Annotated in this window: 8 protein-coding genes, 1 tRNA gene and 1 pseudogene; 6 read left to right on the top strand and 4 right to left on the bottom strand. The window is 63.7% G+C overall.

Going from position 1 to position 7996, the window contains the following annotated elements:
• Positions 1 to 469: 469 nt before the first annotated feature.
• Positions 470 to 1099: a hypothetical protein gene (locus Q0O95_RS12290; RefSeq protein ID WP_293699117.1), complete on the bottom strand. Its 630-nt coding sequence runs from the start codon at positions 1097 to 1099 to the stop codon at positions 470 to 472.
• Between the two features lie 442 nt (positions 1100 to 1541).
• A tRNA-Ser gene (locus Q0O95_RS12285) sits at positions 1542 to 1633 on the bottom strand.
• 200 nt (positions 1634 to 1833) lie between these two features.
• Here Q0O95_RS12285 and Q0O95_RS12280 point away from each other — a divergent pair.
• A complete protein-coding gene (locus tag Q0O95_RS12280; RefSeq protein WP_293699114.1) occupies positions 1834 to 2466 on the top strand; it encodes a helix-turn-helix domain-containing protein in 633 nt (210 codons plus the stop codon).
• Positions 2467 to 2478: 12 nt separating this feature from the next.
• Positions 2479 to 3192: an SRPBCC domain-containing protein gene (locus tag Q0O95_RS12275; RefSeq protein ID WP_293699111.1), complete on the top strand. Its 714-nt coding sequence runs from the start codon at positions 2479 to 2481 to the stop codon at positions 3190 to 3192.
• 140 nt (positions 3193 to 3332) lie between these two features.
• Here Q0O95_RS12275 and Q0O95_RS12270 read toward each other — a convergent pair whose 3' ends face one another.
• Positions 3333 to 3866: a helix-turn-helix transcriptional regulator gene (locus Q0O95_RS12270; RefSeq protein WP_293699109.1), complete on the bottom strand. Its 534-nt coding sequence runs from the start codon at positions 3864 to 3866 to the stop codon at positions 3333 to 3335.
• Between the two features lie 5 nt (positions 3867 to 3871).
• Positions 3872 to 4474, bottom strand: coding sequence for an XRE family transcriptional regulator (locus tag Q0O95_RS12265; RefSeq protein ID WP_293699106.1), 603 nt, complete (start codon positions 4472 to 4474; stop codon positions 3872 to 3874).
• A gap of 265 nt (positions 4475 to 4739) precedes the next feature.
• Here Q0O95_RS12265 and Q0O95_RS12260 point away from each other — a divergent pair, with 265 nt between their 5' ends.
• The 4 genes and pseudogenes from Q0O95_RS12260 to Q0O95_RS12245 form a co-directional block, all read left to right on the top strand.
• The gene (locus Q0O95_RS12260) at positions 4740 to 5063 is read left to right on the top strand and encodes an antibiotic biosynthesis monooxygenase family protein (RefSeq protein WP_293699103.1); all 324 of its coding nucleotides are present in this window, start codon (positions 4740 to 4742) and stop codon (positions 5061 to 5063) included.
• Positions 5064 to 5152: 89 nt separating this feature from the next.
• Positions 5153 to 6739 (top strand): ABC transporter substrate-binding protein, encoded by a 1587-nt coding sequence (locus tag Q0O95_RS12255; RefSeq protein ID WP_293699100.1) that lies wholly within the window; start codon positions 5153 to 5155, stop codon positions 6737 to 6739.
• Positions 6740 to 6744: 5 nt separating this feature from the next.
• A complete protein-coding gene (locus Q0O95_RS12250; RefSeq protein WP_293699097.1) occupies positions 6745 to 7803 on the top strand; it encodes an ABC transporter permease in 1059 nt (352 codons plus the stop codon).
• Positions 7800 to 7996: pseudogene (locus Q0O95_RS12245) on the top strand (hypothetical protein); the annotation flags it as partial. The gene Q0O95_RS12250 and the pseudogene Q0O95_RS12245, both read left to right, overlap by 4 nt.

Genomic DNA, 7996 nt, shown 5'->3' with positions numbered 1-7996 from the left:
CGGAAGACGCCAACGCGTCGAACCCTGCGGCTCAGCGCATCGATGAGTCCGAGCGCAACGATGGACTTTCCGGTATGGCCCTCTGGTGAGGCGATGACGATGCGAGTCACGGATCTAGCCTAACGATCGCAGAAACTGCTGCCGCTTTTTGTCGGACCCAAGAAGTGGCAATCGCTTCGGGCCCGCCTTGGCAGCGACGGGGGTACGGCTACCACGCCCCTTTCGTCGGGGGCTGCTTCCGATCTGTCGAGCAAATTGTTCAGATTTGGAGGTTAAGCCAATAAAGCGTTACCGCGTGGATGAGCGGTGCTTCCACGGATCCGTCCGCAGGAACGGATCCCAGACGCGGCAGTAGCCCGAAAGGCGCGATCCGGTGCATCGAATTCGTGGCAATGGCCCGAAGGGCGCGATGCAGCCCGACATCCACATCGCGTACGGCGCAATACACGCCGCCTAATGACGCGGGCTCTTAGTCGGCGTGCTCGAGGAGCGCGAAGAGAGCGTCGATGACATCGCTCTCGCCGGGCATACTGTTAGACAGCTCGCGCGGCTGGTAATGGAATCCAATCGATACGTAACCGGTAAGCCCATCCAACGGAGCGATCGGAGACGCGAGTTGCACGAGATAGGACGGAACCGCATCAGCCGGATCGTCTACAAAAACGATCGCATTGAGATCGGCGGTGAGCTCGGTAGCTCGCGACCCTCTGTCCTCACGCAGGTCTTCGAGCGAATCGCTTCTGAAGTCTGCGAAGCCCCTGACCGAGACCGAAGCCGTGTCATCGCCGTCGATATCGAATGAACACTCGAACGAATAGGGGGCGGGGTCCGGGTAAACCGTATTCGTCACTTCGTTGGAAACGAGCGACTGACCGTTGGTGAGCAGGGGCTGAACAATCTCTTCGATCTCCGTGCAGGATTCGACGTTGAGCAGGCGATAGGCATCTACCCCTGCTGAATCCTCTTCGTCGTACTGTTCGAGCAGGTCGCCCGCTTCCTCTTGCACGTCGTCCTCGGGCGACGGACTTTCCGTCTCACCGACTCCTCCGCACGCGGTGACCAGCATCCCAGCGGCGGCGATTGCGGCTACTGCGAACAATCTCTTTCCGGTACGGTCAGCGCGAGGCAGGCACTGGGGCATGGATAACTCTCTTCTCTAAGAATCGTTCTGGCTGGTCTTCCACCCTCATTCGTGGCGCGCGAGTCGCCTGGCGCAAGGGACGACGAACAGAGGCGTGTCATTGATCGTATGACGTTGCCGTCGTGGAAATCCATCGGTTGCGGAGTTCCGAACGAATCCGGACGGCAACCACAGTGCAGGGCCGACCACTCGATTTCGGTGCGAGGTCGAAAGTAGCTGTTCCGGAGGGCCGGACACATGCCGCATCTCGTTGGGGTTCGCGCGTCGTGACAGGTGAAACATTGCGAGCGGACCCAATGGCGCAACGCGAAGGAAGCCCCGGGCCGATGGCCCAGGGCTTCCTGACGACAACCCTCCGGCACGCGACTTATCTCGTCGCATACGTCATCGGTCGTCACATTGGCGGTGCCTAGGGGATTTGAACCCCTGATGCGAGTTACCCCGCATACACGGATTCCAGCCGTGCTCCTTAGGCCGCTCGGACAAGGCACCAGGAGTTATTTTGCCACACGGCCCCGGCATCCGCTAATCAGCCTCCGATCCCATCACGAACCGTGCGGCGCTTTAGAGCGTTCACCACGCACACCGCTCTCAACGGGTGCGAATAACTTCGACAGTCAGCCCTGCCCTGCATCAAAGACATTGCAACTCCGCGCTTGACAAATTTATTTTTCTAGTAAATCATGATGGGCATGCACGAGGTACGAACGATCGACGATGCAGCCGCCGCCGAAGCGTCCCTGCACCCACTGCGCCTGCGCATCCTCGCCGCGCTGAAGGAGCCAGGTTCGGCCTCCGCACTCGCCGCGGCCCTGGGCTTGCCCCGGCAGAAGGTGAACTATCACCTGCGCATCCTCGAGCATCACGGCTTGATAGAACTCACCGAAGAGCGCCGCCGCGGCAATTTCACCGAGCGCGTCATGCGTGCTTCTGCTGCGTCATACGTGATCTCGCCCGACGCCCTCGGCGACATACAGCCCGACCCCGCTCGCTCGCCGGATCGACTGTCAGCACGGTGGATGCTCGCACGAGCCGCAACGCTCGTTCGGGATGTCGGCAGGCTGCTCGTCGGCGCCCAGCGAGCGAACAAGCCGGTATCGACATATGCACTCGACGCAGAGGTCAGGTTCGTCTCCGCCGCCGACCGGGCCAAGTTCGCGGAAGAGCTGACCGAAATGACGACTCATTTGATCGCGAAGTACCACCGTGAGCGAAATCCCGAATCCGGAGGAGACGGCAAACTGCACAGCCTGTTCGTAGCCGTTCACCCCACGGTCCCGGCCAGCGCACACGGCTCCCCCGAACAGCCGACCCCCGACCGATGAGGAGCATCCGTCATGTCCAAGAAATTCGAGATCGAGAAAGTCGTCGCCCTCGAGGCGACTCCCGAACAGGTGTGGCGCGCAATCGCCACGCCGGAGGGCCAAGCTGCATGGTCTCCCGACCCGTACGCTTCGCAGGAAGGCATGCAGGTCGAGAGCCAAGAGCCGGCGCGGCTCGCGGTGCGCACTCCCGAAGCGGAGAACGGCGCATTCCACGCGTTCGAATACCTCATCGAGGCGAGCGACGGCGGCACCACCACGCTGCGGTTCGTGCACAGCGGCTATCTCGGCGACGACTGGGATGCGGACTTCGACTACGGCGAGCTCACCGGTTACGGGTGGGACATGTATCTGCACACGCTTGCCCAGTACTGCGCCCACTTCGCCGACCGTCCCGCGGCGTTCGTGGTCGCGGAGGGACCGGCTGCATCGGCGACCGACGGCGCATGGGCAATCCTCGAGCAAGCTCTCGGCGTCGACGGCCCCGTCGAGATCGGGCAGCACTTGACACTGCATCCGGATGGATTGCCGAAGCTCGACGGCGTCGTCGACTACATTCAGCCCGGCTTCAACTTCATCGGGCTCCGCACCGCCAACGGGCTTTACCGATTCCACGACAACTCCGTCATGGGGATGCCGATCGCGATCGGCCACTACATCTACGAGGACATCGACCGCGAGCGCACGGAACAGGCCTGGAAGGACTGGCTGGATCGCATCTTCGCGTAGGCCTCGACGCGCCCGCGCCGAACTGCTTGAAAACTGACGAAATGCGCTGAACTGCTTGGTTATTCGAGCTTCTCAGGAGAAACCAAGCGGTTCGGCTCGCGAAGCACGGGCTTACGCCAACGCAGCTCGACAGAAAGGGGTCAGTGGCGGGAGCTGGGCGACGTCGAGCAGACGATCTGCGCGTCCTCGGTGATGAGCAGCGTGACGTCGACCGCACTGCGCGCGTCGATCGCGTCACCCCGATCCAGCGCGTGCTGAACACCGTCGACGGTGACGATCGCCGAACCGCGCAACAGCGTCACGAAGCAGTCGCGGCCGGCAAGCGGCAAAGGGAATGCAAGCGTCGAACCGTTGTCGAAGCTGCCGGCCATGATCTCGGTCTCGAGTGCCGCGTGCGACAGTTCGCGCCAGCCGTCGGCGGCATCCGGCAGCGTCGCCGCTCGAGCGACCAGTCGGTTCTCGTCCCGCGTCAGTTCCGCGAGGCTGATGTTGAGGGCCGCCGCAACCTTCGCCAGCAGCGGCAGCGATGCGATGGACAACCCGTTTTCGATATTGGACAGGTGCGAAACCGAGATCTCGGCCCGCTGCGCAACCTGCGTAAGCGTCAGACGAGCATCCTTGCGGCGCGTTCTGATCGCCTTGCCGATGCGGGGGACGAGTGATTCCTGTTCCAACGCGATCACCTCACGAGTGCGGGGGTAACGATCCAGAGCAGTTCGACGCGTTCGACACCGGGGTCGATCGTCAGAATGTGCTCGGGGTGGGACGAATAGTGCAGGGAGTCTCCCGGGCTCAGGTTGAAGCTTTCGGATTCGAAGGACATCGTCACATCGCCCTCCAGCACGAGGCAGAAGCGCTCGCCGAGATACCGGTACGTGGCGCTTGTATCCATCGCCGTGAACTCGTGCCGCAGGGCCGTGTAGGAGGGATTATCGAGTCGCGAGGAGAGCAGCGAGTACGACTCCGTGCTCGATTCCGCCAGTCGCAAATGGTTGGGAGCCCCGGCGCGGTGCACCGTGACTTCCGACTTCACCTCCCGCGGAAAAAACTCGGAGACATCGACGCGCAGCACGGCCGAAAGCGTGCTGAGCGCACTCAGACTCGGAACCGTCGCGCTGGTTTCGACCGCCGAGATGTAGCCCTCGCTGTAACCGCCCTGTTCGGCGAGATCCGCGAGCGTCATGCCGCGGCTCTTCCGCAATTCACGGATGCGCGCCCCGATGTTGTTGAGCACCCAGTCTTCGTCTGGGCGACCGCCTTCGTCGGCTACATCAGGGGTCATTCCGTCTTCTTCCATCTTCGTCTTCGAGCTGGCGAATCTTGCGAACTTTCGGGGCTGCCCCGCGCATCCTGACCGTGCAGGAGCATCCGCTCGATCGTTAAGGGTCATGATAACTACACGTCGCCGCAGCGACGGCCCTCCTTGCGGTTCTTCACAATTTCGCCCAGGTAACACTTTCATCACACTCAAGCGAAACTATCGACTATCGCTATGCAAGCGTATAGCTTTGGCTATACAGAAAATTCGCGACGATGGAGACCGCAGCATGATCAGAACCTTCTTGCATCTCGATGTGAAGCCGGGGCAGCGCGACGCGCTGATCTCCTGGTACAAGGAAACGAGAGCGCTCGAGAGGGCCGTTGCGGATGCGGGATGCCTGTCAACGGAGCTGTATCCGGATGCGGGTAATGAAGATCGTCTGCTGGTCACCGCCCTGTGGGAGTCGCCGGCCGATTACGACCGCTGGGTCGCGAACCCGTGGCGTCAGTCGTCAACCGATGAGATCAACCGCTTCCTCGCAGAAGGCTTCACCCCGGCCTCCAAAGGATCGGTCGTGACGAGCATCCACCACGCAACGCAGGTCCGGTGATCCCGCGACCGCACTCATCGAGGCGAAGTCGACGCCAACGCGTCAACGTCCCGAGCACGAACATCTCAGATCGAAAGTAGGAACACCCCATGGCAAGCCCAAAAATTCGCAGAGCGATGGTGCTCGGCCTCGTCGGGACGCTGGCGCTGACCGCCTGCGCCGGCGGGAACTCCGGCGACCAGCCGAACGACGAAGGTGAGGGCGGAGGAACGCTCGTCATCGACACCGCGTTCTCGCTCGAGACCGGCGACCCGGGCCGCAACTACGTACCGACCGGCTCGACCGTCCTGCACCCCCTCTACGAGACGCTCCTCACCTTCGAGGGCGACGACGAGACCGAGCCCGTTCCGGGCCTCGCAACGATGGAGGTCAACGATGACGCAACCGAGTTCACGTTCTCGATAGAAGAGGGACGCACGTTCTCCGACGGCACGCCCGTCGACGCCGACGACGTGATGTTCACGTTCGAGCGGCTCAAGGGCATGGAAGCGTCGAAGGCCAACCACCTCGTCGTCGACATCGACATCGAACGCGTCGACGACATGACCGTGCAGATGACGACCGAGACGCCCTTCCTGCAGCTGCCGGCGATCGTGACCAACCCCGCACTCGGCATCCTGAACTCGGAGGTCGTGATCGAGAACGGCGGCACGACCGACGACACCGACGCAGCAGAGGAGTTCCTCAACGGCACCTCCGTCGGCTCCGGCCCATACCAGCTCGAGTCCTTCGACCTGACGTCGCAGGTCGTGCTCGTGCCGAGCGAAGAGTACAACGGCGACCAGCCCGCGCAGTTCGAACGCGTCGTCGTGCGTAACGTCAGCGAGGCGGCGACCCAGTTGACGAACCTCCGCGGTGGCGACTCGCACCTCGCGCTCGACCTCTCCGGCGACCAGGTTGCTGAGCTCGGCGATGACTTCGACATCACGGCCGGTCCCGGTGCGCAGACCATCTTCCTGTTCGCGAACCAGGACTCCGAAGTCTTCGGCGACCTGGCCAACCCGAAGTTCGCAGAAGCCGTGCGCTACGCGCTCGACTACGACGCGCTCCTCGAGCTCGCCGGTGACGGCGCTGCGCAGGCGACGGGCGTCATCCCGCCGATGTTCCTCGGAGCACTCGAAGACGGTATCGAGCAGGACCTCGACCGTGCCGCCGAAGCGCTCGAGGAGTCCGGTTACGACGGCGAGACGCTGACGCTGCGGTTCCCGAACGACCAGCCCATCGGTGGCGTCGACTTCACAACGCTCGCCGAGCGAGTCCAGTCGCAGCTGTCGGCGGCCGGCATCTCGATCGACCTCGCACCCGCGCCCTTCGCATCCGAGATCGAGCCCTACGTCGACGGCACCGCCGACTTCGCCATGTGGTACTGGGGCCCCGACTTCGCCGACTCCTCGTCGTTCCTGCCCTTTGGTCCGGACGAAACCGTCGGCATCCGCTCTGGCTGGCCGGCAGAGTCCGCACCCGAGATCGCCGATCTCGTGTCGGAGGCCCGCCAGGCGACGGATCTCGACGAGCGCGAACAGGCGTTCACGGACTTCGCGACAGCACTGCAGGAAGAGGGACCTTTCATCCCGCTGCTCGTGCCTGCGCGTAGCTTCGCTTCCTCGGGCGTCGACGGTGTGACGTACAACTCGAACTGGACGATCGACATCGCTGAGCTCAGCCCCGCGAGCTGAGCCAGATGACGTCCACGAAAGAGGCAGCGCGGAACCACACCGGTTCCGCGCTGCCGCGCTACCTCCTACGCCGACTGGGCACCTCGGTCATCCTGCTCCTCGGCGTCACGCTGGTGACCTTCATCCTCACCGCGATCGTGCCGGGAGACCCCATCTCGGCAGCGCTCGGCGAAGGCGCCATCCAGAACCCGGCGACCGTCGAGGCATACCGCGAGCGCTACGGCATGGACCGTTCGCTGCCCGAGCGGTACTGGCTGTATCTCGTGACGCTGCTGCAGGGCGACCTCGGCACGTCGATCAGGACAAGCCGCCCCGTGCTGGAAGAGCTCTCCATCGCGCTGCCCGCGACCGTCGAGGTCGCCGTTGCCGCGGTCATCGTCTCGCTCGCCGTTGCCCTCGTCATGGGCACGATCGCCGCCTACCGCGCCGGCAAGCTCTCCGACCAGATCGTGCGCGTCCTCTCGCTCATCGGGCTCAGCGTCCCGACCTTCTGGCTCGCGATCATGACCTACCGGCTCTTCTTCATGGAGCTGGGATGGGCGCCCGGCTCCGGCAGACTCTCCCCCTCCCTGAATCCCCCGCCCAGGATCACGGGCCTCTACCTTGTCGACTTCGCACTGGACGGCGACCACGTCGGCTTCATCGACGCCGCAGCGCACCTCGCGCTCCCCGTCCTCGTGCTCTCGCTCTTCACAATCGGGCTGCTGACGCGCTTCATCCGCACCTCCGTGCTCGAAGTGCTGTCCTCCGACTACATCCGCGCTGCCAGGGCCAAAGGACTGCCGACGCGCAAGGTCGTGCTGAATTATCTGCTGCGTGGGGCATCCCTGCCGATCCTCACGATGCTCGGTATCGCGTTCGGAGCGCTGCTGTCGGGCACGGTGCTGGTCGAGGCGATCTTCGCCTGGCCGGGGCTCGGCACGTACGCCTACTACGCGGCGATCAACCTCGATCTTCCCGCCGTTATGGGCGTCGGCCTGGTCGTCGGCATCATCTACGTCGTGATCAACCTGACCGTCGACCTCCTGTACGGAGTGCTCGACCCGAGAGTGAGGCTCCGATGAACGCCGCTACTTCCGTCGGGCGCACGGCGGATGCCAAGGTCGCTCGCCGTTCGCGGCGCCGGCTACCTGCCGCATGGCGCAGCCCACTGGCCATCATCGGCCTGACGATCGCCGCCGCATGGTTCCTCGCCGCGATTCTCGCGCCCTGGATCGCACCGCACGACCCGCTCGCACAGGATCTCCCCCGGCTCAC

The organism is uncultured Agrococcus sp., assembly GCF_945915485.1.
Taxonomy (GTDB): domain Bacteria; phylum Actinomycetota; class Actinomycetes; order Actinomycetales; family Microbacteriaceae; genus Agrococcus.
Note: the sequence above shows the minus strand (reverse complement) of the source record. Positions and strands in the feature narration are given on the sequence as shown.